Annotated in this window: 12 protein-coding genes; 8 read left to right on the top strand and 4 right to left on the bottom strand. The window is 67.6% G+C overall.

What is annotated here, in order from left to right; genetic code table 11:
* Window positions 1-161 precede the first annotated feature (161 nt).
* The 5 genes from treZ (at window position 162) to glgB (ending at window position 16,278) form a co-directional block, all read left to right on the top strand.
* Window positions 162-1,967: a malto-oligosyltrehalose trehalohydrolase gene (gene treZ / locus J2W78_RS15435; protein WP_253371885.1), complete on the top strand. Its 1,806-nt coding sequence runs from the start codon at window positions 162-164 to the stop codon at window positions 1,965-1,967.
* Window positions 1,964-6,904, top strand: coding sequence for a malto-oligosyltrehalose synthase (locus J2W78_RS15430; RefSeq protein ID WP_253371883.1), 4,941 nt, complete (start codon window positions 1,964-1,966; stop codon window positions 6,902-6,904). The genes treZ and J2W78_RS15430 overlap by 4 nt, the downstream gene beginning before the upstream one ends.
* Before the next feature lie 138 nt (window positions 6,905-7,042).
* Window positions 7,043-10,417: a maltotransferase domain-containing protein gene (locus J2W78_RS15425; RefSeq protein ID WP_253371881.1), complete on the top strand. Its 3,375-nt coding sequence runs from the start codon at window positions 7,043-7,045 to the stop codon at window positions 10,415-10,417.
* 169 nt (window positions 10,418-10,586) lie between these two features.
* Window positions 10,587-13,853 (top strand): maltose alpha-D-glucosyltransferase, encoded by a 3,267-nt coding sequence (gene treS / locus J2W78_RS15420; protein ID WP_253371879.1) that lies wholly within the window; start codon window positions 10,587-10,589, stop codon window positions 13,851-13,853.
* A gap of 70 nt (window positions 13,854-13,923) precedes the next feature.
* The gene (gene glgB / locus J2W78_RS15415; protein WP_253371877.1) at window positions 13,924-16,278 is read left to right on the top strand and encodes a 1,4-alpha-glucan branching protein GlgB; all 2,355 of its coding nucleotides are present in this window, start codon (window positions 13,924-13,926) and stop codon (window positions 16,276-16,278) included.
* Window positions 16,279-16,300: 22 nt separating this feature from the next.
* Here glgB and J2W78_RS15410 read toward each other — a convergent pair whose 3' ends face one another.
* Window positions 16,301-16,630 (bottom strand): YnfA family protein, encoded by a 330-nt coding sequence (locus J2W78_RS15410; RefSeq protein WP_253371875.1) that lies wholly within the window; start codon window positions 16,628-16,630, stop codon window positions 16,301-16,303.
* Window positions 16,631-16,738: 108 nt separating this feature from the next.
* A complete protein-coding gene (locus J2W78_RS15405) occupies window positions 16,739-17,119 on the bottom strand; it encodes a hypothetical protein (protein ID WP_253371873.1) in 381 nt (126 codons plus the stop codon).
* On the opposite strand from J2W78_RS15405, the gene J2W78_RS15400 reads away from it, so the two are divergent.
* Window positions 17,118-18,233, top strand: coding sequence for an SPL family radical SAM protein (locus J2W78_RS15400; protein WP_253371871.1), 1,116 nt, complete (start codon window positions 17,118-17,120; stop codon window positions 18,231-18,233). The two genes, J2W78_RS15405 and J2W78_RS15400, sit on opposite strands and share 2 nt — an antisense overlap.
* Window positions 18,234-18,267: 34 nt before the next feature.
* Here the strand turns inward: J2W78_RS15400 and J2W78_RS15395 are convergent, their stop codons facing one another.
* Both J2W78_RS15395 and J2W78_RS15390 read right to left on the bottom strand, forming a co-directional pair.
* A complete protein-coding gene (locus J2W78_RS15395) occupies window positions 18,268-19,032 on the bottom strand; it encodes an endonuclease III domain-containing protein (RefSeq protein ID WP_253371869.1) in 765 nt (254 codons plus the stop codon).
* 49 nt (window positions 19,033-19,081) lie between these two features.
* Window positions 19,082-19,843: a GyrI-like domain-containing protein gene (locus J2W78_RS15390; RefSeq protein ID WP_253371867.1), complete on the bottom strand. Its 762-nt coding sequence runs from the start codon at window positions 19,841-19,843 to the stop codon at window positions 19,082-19,084.
* A gap of 211 nt (window positions 19,844-20,054) precedes the next feature.
* On the opposite strand from J2W78_RS15390, the gene dapF reads away from it, so the two are divergent.
* Both dapF and mtaB read left to right on the top strand, forming a co-directional pair.
* On the top strand, window positions 20,055-20,945 hold the full coding sequence (gene dapF / locus J2W78_RS15385; RefSeq protein WP_253371865.1) for a diaminopimelate epimerase: 891 nt from the start codon (window positions 20,055-20,057) through the stop codon (window positions 20,943-20,945).
* Window positions 20,942-22,174 (top strand): tRNA (N(6)-L-threonylcarbamoyladenosine(37)-C(2))-methylthiotransferase MtaB, encoded by a 1,233-nt coding sequence (mtaB, locus tag J2W78_RS15380; RefSeq protein WP_253371863.1) that lies wholly within the window; start codon window positions 20,942-20,944, stop codon window positions 22,172-22,174. Before dapF ends, mtaB begins: the two co-directional genes overlap by 4 nt.
* Window positions 22,175-22,181: the final 7 nt, after the last annotated feature.

Below are 22,181 nucleotides of genomic sequence, written 5' to 3'. Positions count from 1 at the left end.
CAGTGCAGCGATTCCGTCACACCGGGCGGTTGCCGCAGGCTGATGACGCCATAACTGCCAGGTCTGGGAACAAGCCGGCGCCGGGCGCCTTGTGAGACACAGAAGCGGCCGCCCAGCTTGAGCGACGATCGATTCCTATTCCAGCGGAGACCGGTGGCCTGATGCGGCGCGCCCATACGATGCGATTCGGCAGCGAGTTTGCCGAGGACGGTGTGCGGTTCGCCCTCTGGGCACCGACCGCCAGGGATGTGACCCTCGTCGTGGATGGGACGGATCATCCGATCCCCGACGTCGGCGAAGGCTGGCGCCGGACGACGCTTCCGGGGGTGACGGCCGGCGCGCGCTACGGCTTCCGCATCGACGGCGACCTCGTAGTGCCGGACCCGGCCTCCCGCTTCCAGCCCGAGGACGTCTCCGCGCCGTCGGAGGTGATCGACCCCGGCGCCTACGCATGGTCCGACGGTGAGTGGACGGGGCGGCCCTGGGAAGAGGCCATCGTCTACGAGGTGCATGTCGGCACGGCGACGCCCGAGGGCACCTATGCCGGGCTCGAGAAGCGCCTCGACGATCTGGTCGATCTCGGCGTCACGGCGATCGAGCTGCTGCCGCTCGCCGACTTCAAGGGAACGCGCAACTGGGGCTACGACGGCGTGCTGCCCTATGCCCCGGACGCGGTCTATGGCCGCCCGGACGACCTCAAGCGCCTGATCGACACCGCCCATTCCAAGGGCCTGATGGTGCTGATCGATTGCGTCTACAATCATTTCGGCCCGGCCGGAAACTACCTGCATTCCTACGCCAAGACCTTCTTCACCGAGCGTCATCAGACGCCGTGGGGCGCCGGCATCAATTTCGACGGTAAGGAATCGGGCCCGGTCGTGCGGGACTTCTTCATCGAGAACGCGCTTTACTGGCTGAAGGAGTACCATTTCGACGGCATCCGCTTCGACGCGGTGCATGCGATCCTCGACGATTCCGAGAAGCACTTCCTGGCGGAACTCGGCGACACGATCCGCACGGCCTTCCCGGAGCGGCACGTCCACCTGATCCTCGAGAACGAGGCCAACCAGGCCCGCTGGCTGGAGCGCGACGACAACGCGTCCCCCGTGCTCCACAGCGCGCAGTGGGCGGACGACCTGCACCATTGCTGGCACGTGCTGCTAACCGGCGAGGATGCCGGCTACTACGAGAGCTTCGCCGACAAGCCGGTCGAGCATCTGGCCCGCTGCCTTGCGGAGGGCTTCGCCTATCAGGGCGAGCCCTTCCCGACCCTCGACAACCACCCGCGCGGCGAGCCTTCGGCGCATCTGCCGCCTTCGGCCTTCGTCACCTTCCTCCAGAACCACGATCAGGTCGGCAACCGTGCGCTCGGCGAGCGCCTGAGCCACCTCGCCGACCCTAAGAAGCTGGCGCTCGCCCGCGCCGGACTGCTACTCGCGCCGCAGATCCCGATGCTGTGGATGGGCGAGGAATGGTCGGCCTCCACGCCGTTCCTGTTCTTCGTGGATTTCGCCCCCGATGAGGAACTGAACAAGGCGGTGCGCGAAGGGCGGCGCCGGGAGTTCAAGAGCTTCGCGGCCTTTGCCGACGACACGTCGGTGATCCCCGATCCGACAGAGGCTCGGACTTTCGAGGATTCGAAGATCGACTGGGACGAGGCCGAGACCGAGCCGCATCGCGCGGTCTGGGCCGACACCCGAAACATCCTCCAGATCCGTCGGCAGAGCGTGGTGCCCCTCACCAAGAGCCGCTACCTCGGGGCCGATGCCAAGATACCGGCGCCGGGTGTCGTGGATTGCACGTGGCGCTACGCCGACGGCTGGCTGCGCTTCATCGCCAATGTCGGCGACGCGGAATTCTCGGCGGACGCCGACGGCGGCCAGGTGATCTGGTCGAGCGGGGCCGTGCGACAGGCGTTGCAACTGCCGTCCTGGACAGGCGTCTTCCTGATTGGTGGCAGCAAGTGAACCTCTCTGACGTGAGTGCCGCGAACGTGAGTGATCTCGAACGCCTCGCCGACCTCGTCGGCATCGCCGACGGCTTCACCGATGCTTTCGGGAAGCGGGTCGAGACGCCGCTCGATGTGCGCCGCGGCATGCTCGAAGCCCTCGGATTTTCAGCAGCGGACGACGAAGCGATCCGCGGCAGCCTCGCCGCCGTCGAGGCGGTACGCTCCAATGTGATCCCGCCGCTTCTGGCGGCCGAGGCACGGCGTGGCGTGCGCGTGCCGGTACGGATGGGCGTGACCTCCGGCGCCGTCGCGTGGCGGCTGGTGGACGAGCACGACCGGTCCCGCGAGGGCCGTGCCACGTTGACGGCATCGGAGGACGGCGCAGGGTTCGACCTGCCGCCGCTGACGCCGGGTTATCACAGGCTCACCGCCACGGTCGGCGACCGCCGGGCCCAGGCCTGGATCGTCTCGGCGCCGCAGCGGTGCTGGCGCCCGCGCGCCTATGCCGAGGACGGCGCCCGCGATTGGGGGCTCGCCGCCCAGCTCTACGGCCTGCGCTCGCCGAGCAATCTCGGCATCGGCACCTACGCGGATGCCGGCCGTGCCGCCCGCGATGCGGCCTTGCGCGGTGCCTCGTTCCTCGGGCTCAGCCCGGCCCACGCCCTGTTTCCCACGGACCGGGCAAAGATCTCACCCTATTCGCCTTCCTCGCGCCTCTTCCTCGAAACCCTCTACATCGAGCCGGGTGCGCTGCCGGGCTTTGCCGGAAGCCGCGCCGCCGAGATCCTGGAAAGCCATCGCGCCCGCATCGAGACGCTACGCGACACCTCGCTCGTCGATCATGCCGGCGTGTGGGAGGTGCTTTCGCCTATCCTCGAAGCCTACTGGGAGACGTCCGACGCGCGAGCCGGCAAGGATGCCGGTTTCGCGGCGTTTCGCGAGGAAGGCGGCGAGAACCTCACGTCGCACGCCACCTTCGACGCGCTCTCCGAACATTTCCGGGCCAAGGGCGCGCACTGGCTCGGCGATTGGCCGGAGGAATATCGCCGCGCCGGCACCGACGCCGTGCGGGCCTTCTCCGAGACGCACGCGGAGCGGATCCTCTACCACGTCTTCCTGCAGTACCTTGCCGACAGCCAGCTTGAGGCCTCCTCCGAGCTGGCACTGGCGGCGGGCATGCGGCTCGGCCTCTATCGCGATCTCGCAGTCGGCGCCGACCGAGGTGGCTCAGAAATCTGGTCGCATCCGGAGCGCTTCGCCAACGGCGTCTCCATCGGTGCCCCGCCTGACCTGCTCGCGCCCAAGGGCCAGGACTGGGGCCTGCCGGCCTTCGACCCGCTCGAAATGGAGCGCGACGGCCTGAAGGCCTTCCGGGCCCTGGTGAAGGCGAACATGCGCCATGCCGGCGCGATCCGCATCGACCACGCCTTCCAGCTTGCACGGCTGTTCCTGATTCCGCTCGGGCGGTCGGCGCGCGAGGGTGCCTATGTCGCGATGCCTTTCGAGCCGATGCTGGCCGTGCTGCGGCTGGAAAGCCACCGCTCCAAGTGTCTCGTCATCGCCGAGGATCTCGGCACCGCGCCGGAGGGCTTCTCCGATGCGCTGATGCAGTCGGGTATCCTCAGCTACCGCATCCTCGCTTTCGAGCGGGAGCCCGGCGGCGCCTTCAAGGCGCCTGAGGCCTATCCGAAGGATGCGCTGACCGCGATCACCACCCACGACCTCCCGACTTTCGTCGGCTGGTGGCGCGGCGTCGATACCGATACCCGGCAATCGTTGGGCCTCTACGATGCCGAACGGGCCGAGACGGAGCGCACCGAGCGCGTCGCCGAGCGCTGGCGCCTGTCGGAGGCGCTGGCGGCCCAGCAGCTCCTGCCGAGTTCCGAGCCGCCGGAACACGCACCGCTCGAAGCGGCGGCTCGCTATCTCGCCCGCGCGCCGTCCATCCTGACCGCCGTGCAGTACGAAGACGTCGTCGGAGAGCTGTCGCAGGCCAACGTGCCCGGCTCGACCGAGGGTTATCCGAACTGGCGGCGCAAGCTCGACCGAAACCTCGAAGCCATCGCCGCGCCCGGCGGGCCGCTCGCCAAGCTCGCCGCCGCCCTCTCGGCGGAGGAGCGCGGTCCGCGCTCGGGCGCCGCGCGCCTCGCTTCGGCCCCACCGCGGGCGACCTACCGCCTGCAGTTCCACGAGGGCTTCACCTTCGCGGATGCAGAGAAGACCGTCCCGTACCTCGCGAGGCTCGGCATCAGCCACGTCTACGCCTCGCCGCTGCAGCGGGCACGACCGGGCTCGACCCACGGCTACGACATCGTCGATCACTCCCAGATCAATCCGGAGATCGGCGGCGAGGAGGGCTTCCGCAGCTTCACCGATGCGCTCCACGCCCATGGCCTGAAGCTGCTCCTCGACATCGTGCCGAACCACATGGGTGTCGGCGGCGCCGACAATCCGTGGTGGCTCTCGGTGCTCGAATGGGGCGGTCTCTCGCCCGCGGCCAACGCCTTCGACATCGATTGGGAGCGGCTCGGCGCCAACGGTAAGCTCGTCATCCCCTTCCTCGGCGAGCGGTACGGCGAGGCTTTGGAGAAGGGCACGCTGGAGCTGAAATTCGACGAGGCGGCCGGCGCCTTCAGCATCTGGCACTACGAGCACCAGTTTCCGATCTGCCCGCTGCAATACCCGACGATCCTCAACCGGGCGCTCGCCGCGCTCGGCGAGATCGGCGACGATATGTCGGCGGAAGTCCTCTCCATCACCGAGCGCCTGCGGGCCATGGGTGAGGAGACCAATCTCGAGCGCCGCCGTGCCATGCCGGAGGCCGCCGAGGAGCTGAAGCGCCAGCTGGCGGGCACGGTGCGTGCCTCCCCGCAGATCGCAGCCTCGATCTACCGGGCGCTGCACCTTCTCAACGGCAACCGGGACTATCCCGACAGCTTCGGGCCGCTGCACCGGCTGCTCGAACAGCAATCCTACCGGCTCGCGCATTGGCGGATCGCGTCCAGCGACATCAACTACCGTCGCTTCTTCGACGTGAACTCGCTGGCCGGCCTGCGCGTCGAGCTGTCGGACGTGTTCGTCCGCTCGCACGACCTTCTGTTCCGTCTCATCGGCGAGGGCCGGATCGACGGCCTGCGCATCGACCATATCGACGGGCTTGCCGACCCGTTGGGCTATGCCCGTGCGCTCCAGGCCGCCGTCGGTCCAGGCTTCTATATCGTTGTCGAGAAGATCCTCGAGCCCGGCGAGAAGTTGCGCGATTGGCCGGTTGCCGGCACCACCGGCTACGATGTCCTGAATCAGCTCGACGGCATCTTGGTCGATCGGGCGCTGAAGCCGCGCATCGAGAAGTTCTATCGGTGGGCCACCGATATGGATGAGCCTTACGGCTTCCAGTTCCGCGCCGCAAAGGCGGAGATTCTTGAGATCAGCTTCGCCTCGGAACTCGAGGTGATGACCGGCGATCTCAAGCAGATCGCCGATTCGGACCGGCGCACCCGCGACTTCTCCACCAATGCGATCCGTCGGGCGCTGATCGAGATCGTGGCGCGCTTTCCCGTCTATCGCTCCTACCTGCCCGGTGATCTCGAAGAGACGGAGATCGAGGCCGAGGATGTCCGTCTGATCGAGGGCGCGGTGCGCAAGGCCAAGCGCTGGAGCGCCTTGCCGGATCGTTCGGTACACGACTTCGCCGCCGATGCCTTGCTCGGCCGGATCGATCTCGGCAGTGCCGGTCACCCGGATCAGCAGGTGGTTCTGCGCTTCCGCCGCCGCTTCCAGCAGCTCACCGGTCCGGTGATGGCGAAAAGCCTGGAAGACACGTTGTTCTATCGCTTCGTCGAACTGCTCGGCCTCAACGAGGTCGGCGGCGATCCCGGCGAGTACGGCCTCGACGCGGAGCATTTCCACGCGCTTCAGGCGGCGCGGGCTCGCGACTGGCCGAACGCGATGATCACCACGGCCACCCACGACACCAAGCGCGGCGAGGATGCCCGCACGCGCCAGCTCGCCCTGTCCGAACTGCCGGAGGAATGGGCCCGCGCCTGGGATACGTGGCGGCGCGCGTCCGAGCCGCTCATCAAGCAGGTCGAAGGCGAGCCGGCACCGGACCCGAACGACCAGTGGATGTTCCTGCAAGCGATTCTCGGCGCATGGCCGCTCGAGCTTCTGGACGGTGACGACCCGGACGCGATCGAGGATTTCCGCAAACGCCTCGACGCCTATGCCGAGAAGGCCCTGCGCGAGGGCAAGCGCCGGTCGAGCTGGGTCAATGTCGATGAGGGCTACGAAAGCGCCGTCCACGCGCTTTTTGCGGCCCTGGTCGTGCCCGGCTCGGATTGCCTCAATCGGCTGCGGCCGCTCGTGCGTCGTCTCGCCTTCCTCGGCATGATCGCGGGCCTCGGCCGCACGGTCCTCAAATGCACCCTTCCCGGCATTCCGGACACGTATCAGGGTACCGAGTTCTGGGACTTCTCCTTCGTCGATCCCGACAACCGTCGGCCTGTCAATTACGAGGAGCGGGCTCGGGCGCTTGAGGCCGGTGGCACGCCGGACGCGTTGATCGGTTCCTGGCCGGACGGACGCGTGAAGCAGGCGACGCTGGCTCGGTTGCTCGCCGACCGGGCTGCGCGCCCGGCCTTCTACGCCGATGCGGATTATCGTGCGCTGCCGGCTGAAGGCGCGCGTGCGGATCACGTCATCGCGTTTACCCGCTCGGCCGTCACTTCGGGTGAGGACGATCTGCTGGTCGCGGTGCCAAGGCTCGTCGCACGGATGACGTCCGAATCGGGTTGGTCCAGCGAAGCCTTCGCCGGAACCGTCCTGCCCGTGCCGGCCGGCAGCCGGTGGGTGGACGTGGTCGGCGGCGGCGAGATCACGGCGGAGGGCGACGGGCTCGACCTCGGTCGGCACTTCGCGAAACTGCCCTATCTGGTGTTGCGGCGCGCCGCCTGAGGCCGCCGCACGAAACATCGGCTCCCTGCCCACGCAGGCGGTGAGCAAGCTTGGTCGGTCGGCGTTTCGTCAATGCCTGACCACGGCCTCGATTCATCAGAACGCGCTTGGCGAAAAGCGACAAGACGGAGGCGATCCATGAACGCACCGAACACCGCGATGACGCCCGCGACCCGGACCGGCGCGGAGACGGTGGCCCTTCCGGCCGCCTTCGCGCCCCGCGCGGAGGGCCCGCGCATCTACAACCTGTTCCCGCTCCTCGTTGGGACGGTCTCGGCATGGACGGCGGAACTGCCGCGCATCGCCGAGCTCGGCTTCAATTGGGTCTATCTCAACCCGTTCCACCAGACCGGCGGCTCGCGCAGCCTCTATGCGGTGGCCGATCTCGACGCGCTCGACGAGCGGTTTCGCGATCGCGACGGCACGGCGGACGACGAGCAGATCACGCGGTTCTGCCGAGCAGCCGAGTCGCACGGCGTGTCGGTGATGAGCGACCTCGTCATCAATCACACCGCCGACAACGCGCGCCTGTTCCACGACAGGCCCGACCTGTTCGTGCGCGACGCCGAGGGCAAGCCGGTGAGCCCGGCAGCGATCGATCCCGACGATCCGTCAAAGCGCACGGTCTGGGGCGACCTGATCGAGCTCGACTACCATTCCGAGCACGCTCGGGGTGAACTGATCCGTATCTTCGACGGCTACATTGCTCGGCTACAACGGCTCGGCGTGCGCGGCTTCCGTTGCGACGCGGCTTACAAGGTGCCGCCGGATGTGTGGCGGGCGCTGATCCAGGCCGCTAAGCAGCGCGAGGCCGACACGCTGTTCGCCGCCGAGACGTTGGGCTGCACCTTCGAGGAGGCGCAGGCGACGGCGGGGGCCGGCTTCGACTATCTGTTCAATTCCTTTGCGTGGTGGAACCTGAAGGCGCCTTGGGCCCTGGAGCAGTATGAGCGACTGAGGGTGGTCGCGCCCTCCATCGCCTTCCCCGAGAACCACGACATGAGCCGGCTCGCCGCCGACATCCCCGGTGGGGCGGAGGCGGTCGCTCAACGGCTGAAGACACGCTACGCCCTCTCCGCCTTTTTCTCGGCCGGCGTGCTGATGCCGATCGGCTACGAGTGGGGCTATCGCCGTGCGCTCCACGTGGTCGAGACCACGCCCGGTTCGCGTGAGCACGATACGGGAATCGACATCTCCGCATACGTGACGGCGATCAACGGGCTAAAGGCTTCCATTCCGGCTGCCAATGTCGAGGGTGCGCAGATGCGGCTCTCGGCGCCCGATGCGCCGTTCACCGCCCTGTTCCGCACCGATACCGGCCACGCGGCTTCGGCGCATTCGGCGACGCTGCTGCTGTTCAATCCGGGTGACGCTCCGGCGCCGGTCGATGCCGGCCGCCTCATCGAGCGCACCGGCGGCCAGCTTGGCCCGTTCGACGACCGCACGCCCGACGCCGAGCCGATCGCCTTCCATCCGGGCGCGAGCATCGACCTTCAGCCGGGCGAACTGCGCATCCTCGTGGCCGAGCGCGCCAAGGTCGCTGCACCGCCGCCTTCGACCGTGCCGCAGGGCACGGGCCGCGTCGTCATCGAGGCGGTGACGCCGGAGATCGATGGCGGGCGCTCGGCGGTGAAGCGCGTCGTCGGCGAGCAGGTCCGCGTCGAGGCGGACATCTTTTCCGACGGTCACGAGATCATCAACGCAGCGATCCTCTCCCGCGTCGTCGGCGAGGAGACGTGGCGTCGCGACCCGATGGTGTTCGTCGACAACGACCGCTGGGCCGGTCACTTCCCGCTCGAACGCAATGCCCGCTACGAGTTCACGGTCGAGGCGTGGCGTGACGGCTTCTCGTCCTGGGTGCGTGATACCCTGAAGAAGCGCGACGCGGGCGTGGACGTGCGGCTGGAGACGATCGAGGGCGTCGAGCTGATCCAGATCGCCGAGGATCTGGCGACCGGCGCCGACAAGCAGCGGCTCGACGGGCTGATCCGCTCGCTCGCCGCTGAGCCGGAAGGCTCGCCTGTGCTCCTGGAAAAGATCCTGGCGCCGGAGACGATGTCGCTGGTCCGGCGAAACGCCGAGCGGGTGAACCTCTCGCGCTATCCCGTGAACATCCCCGTCATCGCCGACCGGCTCGCGGCTCGATTCTCGGCTTGGTACGAGATCTTCCCGCGCTCGCAATCGGGCGATCCGAACCGCCACGGCACCTTCGCGGACGTGATCCGGCGCCTGCCCGAGATCCGCGAACTCGGCTTCGACGTGCTCTATTTCACGCCGATCCACCCGATCGGAAAGACCAACCGCAAGGGCAAGAACAATACCCTCAAGGCGAAGGAGGGTGACGTCGGCTCGGTCTACGCGGTGGGCTCGGAGGAGGGCGGCCATGAGGCCGTGCATCCGGAACTCGGCACGCTGGAAGATTTCCGCCAGCTCGTCGCCGCTAGCCATGCCCACGGCATGGAGGTCGCGATCGACTTCGCGATCCAGTGCTCGCCCGACCATCCCTGGATCAAGCAGCATCCCGAGTGGTTCGAATGGCGGCCCGACGGCACGCTGAAATTCGCCGAGAATCCACCGAAGAAGTACGAGGACATCTCCAACGTCCACTTCTATGGCGGGGCGCTGCCCTCGCTCTGGATCGAGCTGCGCGACATCGTCCTCGGCTGGTGCGCCCACGGGGCCCGCATCTTCCGAGTCGATAATCCGCACACCAAGCCGATTCCGTTCTGGGAGTGGATGCTGGGTGAGGTGAATGCCCAGTACCCCGACGCGATCTTCCTCGCCGAGGCCTTCACCCGGCCGAAGATGATGAAGAAGCTGGCTAAGGCCGGATACCAGCAGAGCTACACCTACTTCACGTGGCGCAACACGAAGCAGGAGCTGACCGAGTACGCGCTCGAGCTGGCCGGCGAGATGGGCGAATATTACCGCCCGAACTTTTTTGCGAATACGCCGGACATCAATCCCTACTACCTTCAAACAAGCGGGCGGCCGGGCTTTATCGTGCGCGCGACGCTCGCCGCGACGCTCTCCTCCATCTACGGCATCTATAACGGCTTCGAGCTGTGTGAGGCTGCGCCCTATCCGGGCAAGGAAGAATATCTCGATTCCGAAAAATACGAGCTGAAGGCGTGGGACTACCATCGCCCTGGCAACATCCGCGATCACATCATCAAGCTCAACCAAGCGCGCAGGGATAACCCGGCGCTATGGGATTTCCGGAACATCCACTTCACGGGTGCCTGGAACGACAACATCATCGCCTACGCGAAGGTGACGCCGGAACGCGACAACTGCGTGTTCGTGATGGTCAATCTCGACCCGAAGAACCGCCAGGAATGCACCTACGAGGTGCCGCTGCATCTGCTCGGCCTGCCCGACGATGGGGCGGTCGAGGTCGAGGATCTGCTGCTGGGCTACACGTTTGAGCTCTACGGCAAGAACCACCGCATCGCACTCGATCCCGCCGACCGCTCGGCGATCGTCTGGCGGATTCGGCCCCGGCGGACCTGACGACCGGCCCTGTGCCGAACTGGCCTCCACTTTCGGTGCGGGGCGCTCTAGATCGGGCGGAATACGGCGTCACCGTCGTGTTCTCGCCAAGAAGCGGGCCGAGGAGGCTCGCAGCCCGGTGCCACAAGGCCCGGTTCCGCTCTCGAAAGTGACGTGAGGCAGCGACGGGATGATCGATCGCAGCGATCCGCAGTGGTACCGTGACGCCATCATCTACCAGATCCACGTCAAGTCGTTCTTCGACTCGTCGAACGACGGGATCGGCGATTTCGAGGGGCTCACGCAGAAGCTCGATTATGTCCGTGACCTCGGGGTCACGGCGATCTGGCTGATGCCGTTCTATCCCTCGCCGCTGCGCGACGACGGCTACGACATCGCCGACTACCGGGACGTCAATCCATCCTACGGGACGATGGAGGATTTCCGCCGGTTCGTGGACGCCGCCCACGAGCGGGGGCTGCGCGTCATTACGGAGCTGGTCATCAACCACACCAGCGATCAGCACCCATGGTTCCAGCGCGCCCGCGAGGCGCCGGCCGGGAGCCCTGAGCGCGACTTCTACGTGTGGTCGGACACCGACGAGAAGTATTCCGATACGCGCATCATCTTCCTCGACACGGAAGTGTCGAACTGGACCTGGGACCCGGTCGCCAAGCAGTATTTTTGGCACCGCTTCTACAGCCACCAGCCCGACCTGAACTTCGACAACCCGGCCGTGCTGGAGGCCGTGATCGAGGTCATGCGCTACTGGCTCGACATGGGCGTCGACGGGCTGCGGCTCGACGCGATCCCCTACCTGATCGAGCGCGACGGCACGAATTGCGAGAACCTCTCCGAGACCCACGTCGTCATCAAGGCGATCCGTGCGGCCCTCGACGCCGAGTATCCCGACCGGATGCTGCTGGCCGAGGCCAACCAGTGGCCGGAGGAGACGGCGCAGTATTTCGGTGAGGGCGACGAATGCCACATGGCATTCCACTTCCCGCTGATGCCGCGGATGTACATGGCGATCGCCCGGGAGGACCGGCACCCGATCACCGACATCATGCGCCAGACCCCCGAGATCCCCGAGGGCTGCCAGTGGGCCATCTTCCTTCGCAACCATGACGAGCTGACGCTCGAAATGGTGACGGCAGAGGAGCGCGATTACCTCTGGTCGTTCTACGCCGCCGAGCGGCGCGCTCGCATCAATCTCGGCATCCGCCGCCGCCTCGCGCCGCTGCTGGAGAACGACCGCCGCAAGATCGAGCTGATGAAGTCCCTCGTCCTGTCGATGCCCGGCACGCCGGTGCTCTACTACGGCGACGAGATCGGCATGGGCGACAACATCTATCTCGGTGACCGCGACGGCGTGCGCACGCCGATGCAATGGTCGCCCGACCGCAACGGAGGCTTCTCGCGGGCCACGCCGCAGAAGCTGTTCCTGCCCTCGATCCAGGATCCAATCTACGGCTACGACGCGATCAACGTCGAGGCGCAGATCCAGGCGCAGACCTCGCTCCTGAACTGGACGCGGCGCATGATCGCGATCCGCAACAACTCGGTGGCGCTCGGGCGCGGCGCGATCCAGTTCCTGTATCCGGCCAACCGCAAGGTGCTGGCCTGGATTCGCGAGCACGAGAACGAGCGCATCCTCTGCGTCGCCAACCTCTCGCGGGCACCGCAGGCGGTGCAGCTCGACCTGTCGGATCTGCGCGGCGCGATCCCGATCGAGCTGACCGGCGGCACGGCCTTCCCGGCGATCGGCGAGTTGCCCTACCTGCTGACCCTGCCGGCCTACGGCTTCTACTGGTTCTCGCTCTCGGTCGCCAATACCGGCGAGATCGGGCCGCAGCCCCAGAGCCCGGAACTGTTCACGCTCGTGCTTACCGGCGGCATCGAGACCTTGATCAAGGGCCGCGAGCGCACCGCCTTCGAGCGCACCGTGGCCCCGCCCTTCATCGGCTCTCGCCGCTGGTTCGGCGCCAAGGGCACGCGCATCAAGTCGGTGCAGGTCGATGACAGCGCCATCGTCAAGGACGGCTCCGGCGAGGGCAAGTTCCTGCTGCCGCGGGTGGCGGTGACCCTCGCCAACGGGGAGCGCCAGGACTACTTCGTGCCGCTCGCCGTCGAGGAGGGCCGTGAGGACGAGGCGCTTCTGGACCACGCCGTCGCCCGCGTCCGCCGCGGGCCCCGCACCGGCCTGCTCTACGAGGCTGCCGCCGCGGCCCCCTTCGCCGTGGCCCTGATCGAGGCGATGCGCGACGGCGTGACGATCCCGTCCGAGCGCGGGAGCCTCGCGTTCTCGACGACCTCGGCCTACGATCCGGAGGTGCCGTTCGAGGCCGCCGACGTGCGCCGTCTCTCGGCCGAGCAGAGCAACACCTCGATCGCCATCGGCGCGCGGATGATGCTCAAGCTGCTGCGCCGCCTCCAGCCCGGCACGCATCCCGAGATCGAGATCGGCCGCTTCCTCACCGAACAGGCCCATTTCGCCAACACGCCGGCGCTGCTCGGCGTGGTGGAACACGTGGCCGAGGACGGCACCCGCACCGCCCTGGCGCTGCTCCAGAAGTTCGTCCTCAACCAGGGCGACGCCTGGACGCTGATGCTGGAAGGTCTGCGCCGCGACTTCGAGACCGTGGTGCTCGCACCTGAGAGCGAGGCGCCGTCGCCGGAGGATGCCTTCAACGCGCATCTGCGCTGGGCGGAGCTGCTCGGCCAGCGCACGGCCGAACTGCACCGGGCCTTCGCCATCGACACCGAGGATCCGGCCTTCGCGGTCGAGCCGTTCGGTGAGGACGATCTCGCGGTGCTGGCGGACGACGCCCGCTATCAGGCCGCGCGCGCCTTCAAGGGGCTCGGCGCGATCACCGCGTGGTCGCCGGGCTCGGCGAGCGAGGCGCTTGCGTCCCGCCGCGGCGAGGTCGAGGCCCTCATCACCGAGTTAGCCGCTGGCCCGCTGCGGGGCGCCACCAAGACCCGCATCCACGGCGATTACCATCTCGGTCAGGTGCTGGCCTCCGAGGGCGATCTCATCATCGTCGATTTCGAGGGCGAGCCCTCGCGTCCGGTGGAGCAGCGCCGGGCCAAGTCGACGCCGCTGCGCGACGTGGCCGGCATGCTGCGCTCCTTCGCCTACGGCGCCGAAACGGTGGTGCGTGAGATCACGGCCCGGTTCGGCGACAGTGAGGAGCGGGCACGCAACGCGGCGATCGCGTGGCGCGGCATGATCGATGCAGCGTTTCTCGACGGCTACGGGCAAGCCGTGGCCGGCAGCCGGGCGGCGGTGGAGGATGCGGAGACGCAATCCCGTCTGCTGCGCCTGAGCCTGCTGACCAAGGCGCTCTACGAGGTCGATTACGAAGTGAACAACCGCCCCGACTGGATCGAAATCCCGGCCCGGGGTGTTCTCAACATACTGGACGAAGCCAAGCGCGACCGCGCTTCGGTGTGACCTGCGCACGCTCGCGCCGAGCCCGATCCTCGAGCCGGCCCGAGAGCGAATCCCTGGAAGAGGTGACTGGATGACGGCTCTGGACGAGAAGGCCGCGGCTCGCAACGAGGGGCAGGCGGCCGCCAACGTCCCGAACAGGTCAGGCTCGACCGAGGCGCAGCGCGCGCCTCGGTCGGCGGATGCGCTGGGCGGCGAGGGGGCTCCCCGCGTGGGCCGCTCGGCCTCGCAAGCGCGCGATGGCCACCTCCATCCTGATGCCATTGCGGCCGTGATGGCGGCCGATCACGGCGACGCGTTCGGCGTCCTCGGGCCGCATCAGGTCGCGCCCGGTGCCTGGGAGGTCCGTGCGATTCTGCCTGAGGCGAAGGCAGCCCGCCTCGTCACGGGCGGGCAAAGCATCTCGTTCGAGCGCATTCATCCCGACGGATTCTACGTCGCGAGTGTCAAGAGCGAGGGCCGGCCCCTCTACGAGATCGAGGTCGAGGCCTGGGATGGCACCAGCACCCGCCGTCACGATCCCTACGGCTTCGGCCCCTCCCTCGATCAGAGCGAGATAGAAGGACTGCGCCTGATCGGCAGCAACCTCGTCTACCGCGTGCTCGGTGCGCATGCGGGCGAACTCGACGGCATCGCCGGGTTCCGCTTCGCGGTCTGGGCACCGAATGCCCGCCGCGTGAGCGTCGTCGGCGATTTCAACGACTGGGATGGCCGGCGCCACCCGATGCGGCTGTGGCTCAACGGCGGCATCTGGGAACTGTTCGTGCCGGGCTTGCAGGCCGGGCAGAACTACAAGTTCGAGATCCGCGGTCCCGATGGCTCGGTGCTGCCGCTGAAGGCCGATCCGGTCGCCTTCCGTGCCCAGCACCCGCCGCAGACGGCCTCCGTGCTTCAGGGCCTCAACGAGCCGCAATGGCACGATGCGGCTTGGATGGACACGCGCGGCGAGAAGGACCCGCGCCACGCCGCCATGTCCGTCTACGAGGTCCATCTCGGCTCGTGGGCGCGGGTGCCGGATGAGGGCAACCGCTACCTGACCTACAAGGAGCTGTCCGACCGGCTGATCCCGTACGTCAAGGAACTCGGCTTCACCCATATCGAGCTTCTGCCGATCACCGAGTACCCGTTCGACGGCTCGTGGGGCTACCAGCCGGTTTCGTTGTTCGCGCCGACGAGCCGCTTCGGCACGCCCGACGACTTCGTCGCCTTCGTCAACGCGGCGCATGCGGCCGGCATCGGCGTGATGCTCGATTGGGTGCCGGGGCACTTCCCCCTCGACGCCCACGGTCTCGGCCTGTTCGACGGCACGCATCTCTACGAGCATGCCGACCCACGCCAGGGCTTTCACCAGGATTGGGGCACCTACATCTACAATTTCGGCCGGGTCGAGGTTTCGGCCTTCCTCACGGCCAATGCCCGCTTCTGGCTCGAGCACTACCACCTCGACGGCCTGCGCGTGGATGCGGTCGCCTCGATGCTCTACCTCGACTACTCGCGCCGCGCGGGCGAGTGGATTCCGAACCAGTATGGCGGCAACGAGAATCTCGACGCCATCAACTTCCTGCGCAAGACCAACGAAGCCACCTACAGCCACGCGCCGGGCACCATCACGGTGGCCGAGGAATCGACCTCCTGGCCGGGCGTGTCGCACCCGACCTACACGGGCGGTCTCGGCTTCGGCTTCAAGTGGAACATGGGGTGGATGCACGACACCCTGAAATACATGTCGGAGGATCCGATCCACCGGCGCTACCACCACCACAACCTGACCTTCGGCCTGCTCTACGCCTTCTCGGAAAACTTCGTGCTGCCGCTCTCCCACGACGAAGTGGTGCACGGCAAAGGCTCTCTGCTGGGCAAGATGCCGGGGGATCGCTGGCAGAAGTTCGCCAATCTACGCGCCTATTTCGGCTTCATGTGGGGGCACCCCGGCAAGAAGCTGCTCTTCATGGGCGGCGAGTTCGGCCAGGAGCGCGAGTGGAACCACAACCAGTCGCTCGACTGGCACTTGCTCGACGATCCTCTGCATGGTGGCGTGAAGGATCTGATCCGCGACCTCAACCACGTCTACACCTCGACCCCGGCGCTCCATTCCCGCGACGTCGAGGCCAGCGGCTTCCAGTGGCTGGTCGCGGACGATTCCGATAACTCGGTCATCGCCTGGGCGCGAAAGGGCAAGGCGGAGGGCGAGATCGCCATCGTGGTGTCGAACTTCACGCCGGTGCCGCGTGAAGGCTACCGCGTCGGCGTGCCGACGGCCGGCTACTACCGCGAGGCGATCAACTCGGACGCCGAGCGCTATGGTGGCTCGAATGTCGGCAATATGGGTGGCGTGCAGAGCCGAGCCGAGCAGAGCCACGGCCAGCCGCACTCGCTGAGCCTGACACTGCCGCCGCTCTCGACCCTGATCCTGATTCGCGAGGGTTGATCGCCTCGGTCCCCGGAGCGGCTCAGCCGCTCCGGGGACCGAACAGAATCACCGCCATGCCGACGAGGCAGATCGCCCCGCCGATGAGATCCCAGCGATCGGGACGATGTCCCTCGATGCCCCAAAGCCAAAGGATCGAGGCGGCGATGTAAATGCCGCCATAGGCGGCATAAGTCCGCCCCGCCGCCTCGCTTTCGACCAGGGTGAGCAGCCAAGCGAACAGCGCCAGCGAGACGAGCCCCGGCGCGACCCACCAGACCGACCGATCGAGCCGCAGCCACGCCCAGAACGCGAAGCAGCCGGCGATTTCGGCAAGTGCAGCTCCGGAGTAAGCGAGAAGGGTCTTGGTCATTGGCGACGCTTGGCGCGGGCCGACCCCGTTGCCAAGCCGGTTTTCGTAAAGTCGGTGTGGCCTGTCAGCCAACCACTGTTCCCATGCTTGGCAGCGCGGGATCGCGCGTCAGGCGTCATTCTCCGGGGCGAACACCTCGCCCTTCTCGGCAAGCCGCACGTTGTTGCGGTCGGTGGGCAGATCGCGAAGGTCGCGGTACGTCCTGATTAGACGATGCAGGTCGGCCCTGGCTGGATCGGACGGCTCCGGCGCCCCTTGATCGAAGCCGTTCACCACGGTCTCCACCCGCCGGTCGAGATCCGCAACGTTCCGCGGATCGAGGCCTTCGATCCTCGCGAGCAGGTCGGCGATCGCGGCGCGTTTCGTTTCCAGCTCCGACATCGACAGCCTCATAAGGATCCTCGCGCCAAAACAGCGCCCAAGGCCGCCCGGAGTTCCAAAAGGACGCATCCTCGGACCTTCGGCACAGGCCGGGGGTTGGTGCGGCATGACCTTGCTCCTGACCGAGGAACCGCGCAGCCGACCGGCGGAGCACCGACGGCCCCTCCGCCTCTGGCATCCACGCCGCGTGCTGGTGACGCCAGCGGCCCTTGAGCATGCCCATGGCCGGCAGATCGTGGCGCGGGTGGAGGGCATGGGTCTGCCGGTCGAGCGCCTGAAGAGCAATCGTCTCACCGGCCTGCGCGACGACGAGAACCCGCGTCGGGCCTATGCGCAGGCGAAGGCAACCCTCGCCATCGTCACCGCGCCGCCGACGAAGCTAAAGCTCCAGCCGATTCCGCCGAGCGCCGACTGGCGCTTCGATCTTGCCGAGGGCTGCCCGGCGCATTGCCAGTACTGCTATCTCGCCGGCTCCCTCTCGGGGCCGCCGGTGACGCGCGTCTACGCCAACCTCGATGCGATCCTGGGCAATCTCGAGAGTTATTTGGGCCACGGCGGCGTCACCAGTGCCTCGGAAGCGCGGGCGGCGGAGGGCACCACGTTCGAGGCGTCCTGCTACACCGATCCGCTCGGGATCGAGCATCTCACCGGCTCGCTCTCCGCTGCGATCCGCCATTTCGGCGCCTGGGACGCACCGGTGCAACTGCGCTTCACGACGAAGTTCGCTGCGGTCGAACCACTCCTCGACTTGCCGCATCACGGCCGCACCCGCATCCGCTTCTCAGTCAACGCAGCCGCGGCGGCGCATTACGAAGGCGGTACCGCTCCGCTCGGCGAGCGCCTCGCCGCCATGGGTGCCGTGGCCCGAGCCGGCTATCCCGTCGGCCTCACCATCGCACCGATCCTGCCCGTCGAGAGATGGCCGGACGCCTACGACGCCCTGCTGCGCGATGCGGCCGAAGCCTTGTCCGGTGTGGCCGCGCCCGATCTGACGGTCGAACTCATCACCCACCGCTTCACGCCAAATTCGAAGACGGTTCTCGAAGGATGGTATCCGGGCTCCGACCTACCGATGCGCGAGGCGGAGCGCACCCGCAAACTCACCAAGTTCGGCTCGGTGAAGTACGTGTTTCCGACCGATCTCATGAAGGCGATGCGGGCCCACCTCACCGGTCGGATCGCGGTTCATCTGCCGATGGCGCGCATCCTGTACTGGACGTGAGAGTGAAGGCTGACACTCGCAATCGGATGCGATCTCAGCCGACAGACTTCCGCTCCTGTCCCGTCGGACAGATGTCGAGCAGCACACAGCGTCCGCAGGCCGGCGAGCGGTGGAAGCAGACGTGCTGTCCGTGCAGCATCAGCACCTCATGATTGTCGTAGAGCTTCTGCGCCGACCAATCCTCCGGAAGCTGCGCCCGCAGGACCGCGTGGCTCGGCCCGACATCGACCTTCGCACCGATCAGCCCCGTGCGCTGGGCGACGCGGTGATGGTGGCTGTCCACCGGCAGGGCCGGCATCCGCAGCGTCGAGAACGACAGCACGGCGGCGCTCGTCTTCGGCCCGATGCCGGGAATCGCTTCGAGCCAACCGCGCGCCGCATCGACGCTCATATCCCCCAAGAAGTCGAGGGTGAGGCCGCCCACCCGCTCTCGGACCGCGGCAAGCACCGTCTTGATGCGCGGCGCCTTCAGCTCCGGCCAAGTGACGCCGCGGATCGTGGCCTCGATGTCTTCGACCGAGGCCGCCTCGATCTCCATCCAATTGGGCCAGCGCGCCCGCAGCGCCTTGAAGGCGCGTCCGGAATCGGCGTTGCGGGTCCGATGCGACAGCAGCGAGGAGATCAGCTCCGACAGCGGGTCGAGGCTGTGGAAATACGGGATCGGGCATTCGTAGACGCCGCAGAGCCGGCGATGAACCTCCAGCGCCTTGTCCTTCAGGGCTTCGGACGCAGCGGCCGGCACCTCGCGGCGGCGAGGGCGGACGGGCGGCGAAAGGGCTGTATCGGGGAAAAGCCTCATGGAAGCCGAATCCCCGAAAGGATTCGGCGGTTCCCGGCCCGCGACAACCCTACTTCACCGGCTCCTTGGGCAGAGCGTAGATATTGATGTCGAGCTTGTCGTCCGCACCCTCGCCAAGGTCGGTGACGTATTCTTCCAGGAAGCGGTCCTGGACCGCGATCTCTTTGGCGTCGAGATAGGCGATCAGCGTCTCGTAGGTGCCGTCGATCTCCTCGTAACTGCCGCTATGCTTGAACCGCAGGGCCTTGCCGCTCGGGTTCGAGCCGAACTTGACGTCGCCGCCCTCCACGCCCTGCGCGGGTGCGGCCTCGATCGGGATCATCGCTTCGTACTGAAAGCCGTCGTCCTCGGTCTTGGTGAACAGGGCGATCGGCCGGCCCGCCGGCTTGAGATTCAGCCTCGTCAGCGCCTCGCCGATGGTCTTGTAGGCTTTGCGCAGGTTGGCTCGCGCCTCCTCCCACTTTGTCTCGCCCGCCAGGATCGCCACGGGCTTGGCCGGCAGCGTCACCTCATCGACGTCGTTTGGCTCGCCCGGAACCGTCACGAGGGTCGGCAGCGCCGAAGCCGGAGGCGTAACTGCCCGGGCCGCGCCGGCCTGGGCGGGGCGCGGGATCGGCACCTGCTGCGGCGCGGGCGCTGCCGGGTCGGGGCCGGATTTCGCCGTGTCCGGCACGGTCGTGGTCGGCAGGGGGTTCGTCTCGGCAGGGGAGGGCGCGTTGGTGGGGGGCGGCGCGTTCTGGGCGAGCGCCGCGGTCGTCAGCGAAGGGACGAGAGCGAGGAGGCCCGCGGCGAGGGTGGCGAGACGGGTCAAGGTGGGGACGCTCCGATTGGCCGGTTCGGACAGGGTAGGGCCGAAACACGCCGCGCGCGAGACCGTTGCGGCGCGACGTTGCGGCTCGTCGTTCACGACTCGCGGCCTGCCGGCTTTTGCCATATACGCCGCGCCATCCTCGCATTCCCCAAACTCACATTCCTCAAGACAAGGTCGTCAGAGGTCCAATGAGCCCTCTTGGAGCCCTCTCGTGAGCCCTCTTGCAAATCGCCGCTTTCTGAAGATGCACGGTGCCGGCAACGCCATCGTCGTACTCGACCTGCGCGGCACCGCGGTCCGGGTGACCCCGGCCGAGGCTCGCGCCATCGCCGCCGACGTGCATTCGCGCTTCGACCAGCTCATGGTCGTGCACGATCCGGTCACGCCCGGCACCGATGCCTTCATGCGCATCTACAACACCGACGGATCGGAATCCGGCGCTTGCGGCAACGGTACCCGCTGCGTCGGCTACGCGCTGCTCGACGATCCGGCCATGGCGCGCCCCGCCGAGAACGGCGCGCTGACGCTGGAGACCAAGGCCGGATTGGTCGCGGTCAAGCGCATCACCGACCGCTCCTTCACCGTCGATATGGGCCAGCCGCGCCTGCGCTGGGACGAGATCCCGCTCGCCGAGCCGTTTCTCGACACGCGCCGCATCGAGCTTCAGGTCGGGCCGATCGACGATCCGATCCTGCATTCGCCCGCGGCCGTGAGCATGGGCAACCCGCACGCGATCTTCTTCGTCGAACGCGATCCCGACAGCTACGATCTCGGCCGCATCGGCCCGCTTCTCGAAGCCCACCCGATCTTCCCGGAGCGGGCCAACATCTCCATTGCCGAGGTGACGGGCCGCGACACGATCAAGCTGCGGGTGTGGGAGCGCGGCGCGGGGCTGACGCTGGCCTGCGGAACGGCCGCCTGCGCCACGGTGGTGGCCGCCTCGCGCCTGCGCATGATCGGCCGCGCCGCCCGCGTGGCGTTACCCGGCGGGGAGCTCTCGATCGAGTGGCGCGCCGATGACCACGTGCTGATGACCGGCCCGGTCTATCTCGAAGGCGAGGGCACGTTCTCGCCCGGCCTGTTCGCCGGGATCGACGGGTGAGCGTCGAGACGCTCACCTTCGGCTGCCGTCTCAACACCGTTGAATCCGAGGTGCTGCGCGGCCATGCCGAGCCCGGTGCCGAAGGGCGCGACCTCGTCGTCGTCAACACCTGTGCGGTCACGGCGGAGGCGGGGCGGCAGGCACGCAAGGCGATCCGCCGGCTCTCCCGAGAGCGGCCCGGCGCCGAGATCGTCGTGACCGGCTGTGGCGCCGAGGTCGAGCGCGCGAGCTACGCCGCAATGCCGGAGGTGGCGCGCCTCGTCGGTAACGCAGCCAAACTCAGGCCGGAGAGCTGGCAGGGCGGTACCGCGCCGGCGCCTGAAGACATCATGGCGGTCCGCACGGCCGAGCCGACGCGCATCGACGCGATGACTGGGCACACCCGTGCCTTCGTGCCGGTGCAGAACGGCTGCGACCACCGCTGCACCTTTTGCGTCATCCCGTTCGGGCGCGGCAACTCACGTTCCGTGCCGGTCGCCGAGGCGGTGGCGCAGGTGCGCCGCATCGTCGAGCATGGCGGGCGCGAGGTGGTGCTGACCGGCGTCGATCTCACCGCCTACGGTCGCGACCTCGATGCCGACTTGAGCCTCGGCCGCCTCGTTCGCACGATCCTCGCCGAGGTGCCGGATCTGCCGCGTCTGCGCCTGTCATCGATCGATTCGGTCGAGGCCGATGCCGTCTTGATCGCCGCCTTCGCCGAGGAGCCGCGGCTGATGCCGCATGTCCATCTCTCGCTCCAGGCGGGCGACGACCTGATCCTCAGGCGGATGAAGCGGCGCCACTCGCGCGCCGACGCCATCCGCCTGTGCGAGACGCTGCGCGACCTACGGCCCGGCCTCGTGTTCGGCGCCGATCTGATCGCCGGGTTTCCGACCGAGACCGAGGCGCAATTCTCCCGCTCCCTCGATCTCGTGGCGGAATGCGGGCTGACGCATCTGCACGTCTTCCCCTACTCACCGCGCCCCGGCACGCCCGCCGCGCGGATGCCGGCGGTGCCGGGCGACGTGATCCGCGTACGCGCCGCACGCCTACGCGAAGCCGGCGCGGCGGCCCTTGCCCGCCACCTCGCTGGCGAGATCGGCGCCCGCCGCCGCGTTCTGACAGAGCGCGGCGATACCGGCCGGACGGAGGCGTTTTCGCTGGTGCGTTTCTCGGAGCCGGTACCGGCCGGAGAGCTTCGCGACGTCACCATCACAGGGCATGACGGGCAGGCCCTGCTCGCGGCTTGAGCAAAGA

The sequence above is a fragment of the Methylorubrum extorquens genome (genome assembly GCF_024169925.1).
Lineage (GTDB): Bacteria > Pseudomonadota > Alphaproteobacteria > Rhizobiales > Beijerinckiaceae > Methylobacterium > Methylobacterium extorquens_A.
The sequence above is the reverse complement of the archived record's forward strand: the minus strand, read 5'-3'. Positions and strand labels throughout refer to the sequence as shown.

Excerpts from the sequence above, each read along its gene's own strand:
- treZ (WP_253371885.1), top strand. The coding sequence starts at position 162 with ATGCGGCGCGCCCATACGATGCGATTCGGCAGCGAGTTTGCCGAGGAC.
- J2W78_RS15425 (WP_253371881.1), top strand. The coding sequence starts at position 7,043 with ATGAACGCACCGAACACCGCGATGACGCCCGCGACCCGGACCGGCGCG.
- treS (WP_253371879.1), top strand. The coding sequence starts at position 10,587 with ATGATCGATCGCAGCGATCCGCAGTGGTACCGTGACGCCATCATCTAC.
- glgB (WP_253371877.1), top strand. The coding sequence starts at position 13,924 with ATGACGGCTCTGGACGAGAAGGCCGCGGCTCGCAACGAGGGGCAGGCG.
- J2W78_RS15410 (WP_253371875.1), bottom strand. The coding sequence starts at position 16,630 with ATGACCAAGACCCTTCTCGCTTACTCCGGAGCTGCACTTGCCGAAATC.
- J2W78_RS15400 (WP_253371871.1), top strand. The coding sequence starts at position 17,118 with ATGACCTTGCTCCTGACCGAGGAACCGCGCAGCCGACCGGCGGAGCAC.
- J2W78_RS15405 (WP_253371873.1), bottom strand. The coding sequence starts at position 17,119 with ATGCCGCACCAACCCCCGGCCTGTGCCGAAGGTCCGAGGATGCGTCCT.
- J2W78_RS15395 (WP_253371869.1), bottom strand. The coding sequence starts at position 19,032 with ATGAGGCTTTTCCCCGATACAGCCCTTTCGCCGCCCGTCCGCCCTCGC.